The organism is Anaerococcus tetradius ATCC 35098 (genome assembly GCF_000159095.1).
In the GTDB taxonomy this organism is placed as follows: domain Bacteria; phylum Bacillota; class Clostridia; order Tissierellales; family Peptoniphilaceae; genus Anaerococcus; species Anaerococcus tetradius.
In genome coordinates this window covers 1-963 of record NZ_GG666329.1, presented here as the reverse complement: position 1 = coordinate 963, position 963 = coordinate 1, and the positions used below count along the sequence as shown (strand labels likewise).

General features: G+C 30.2%; 1 protein-coding gene. It reads left to right on the top strand.

Translation table 11 applies throughout. The annotated features are described in order from the left end of the window. Positions 1–103: 103 nt before the first annotated feature. The coding region (locus tag HMPREF0077_RS09995) for an IS30 family transposase (protein WP_040349802.1) at positions 104–963 on the top strand (860 nt) is incomplete at its 3' end.

The following is a 963-nucleotide window of genomic DNA, read 5'->3' as shown; positions in this document are numbered from 1 at the left end:
GATAATTTATCATAACAAGTGCAACACAAAATAAACTCATAGCTAATCAGCTGTGTTAATATGTAAGTGACCAAACAAAACATATTAAAAGGAGCGATTAACTATGAGCTATAACCATCTTACCATAGAAGAGAGATCTTGTATCTATCAATTTTTGAATTTAGGAATGAGTATAAGGGAAATTGCACAAGCACTTAAAAGGTCGCCTAGTACAATATCTCGAGAAATAAAAAGAAATTCTTCTAAAATAAAAGTTAATGGAGGAAGTTATACTAAATACTCCCCCATAAAGGCAAATAACAAATATATTGCTAGAAGGGAAGATTGTCATAGGAAGAGTAAATTTTCTAAAGATGTTATTGATTATTTAACTATAAAAATTAATGAACATTGGTCACCTGAACAAATATCAAATAGAAGCACAAATGCTATTAATCAAGTACCATCTACATCAACCATATATAGGCTCATACACGCAAAAAAGTTGCCAAAAACCAGTATGGAAAATTTGAGAAGAAAAGGAAAATTTAAAAGACCGGCAGAAAAAAGAGGGAAATTTAACGATAAAGGGAGAACAATTAAGAAAAGACCTAAAGAAATATACAAAAGACAAGAACTAGGTCATTGGGAAGCAGATACGGTGGAATCAGGCAGATTAGATCATAAAAGGAAAAGTGGATATTGTTTTGTAACTTTAGCAGAAAGAAAATCTAGATATTATATAGCAATCCTAGTTGAAAATAGAAAGTCAGAAAATGTAACACCAGCAATAATCGATGCATTAAAAGATTTACCAAAAGATTTAGTAAAAACAATAACATTTGATAGAGGCAAAGAATTTTCAGAATTTGAGAGAATAGAAAAAGAATTAGGATGTAAAACTTATTTTTGTGACCCTTACTGTGCTTGGCAAAAAGGCACAAATGAAAATAGTAACGGACTTTTAAGAGAATTTTACCCTAA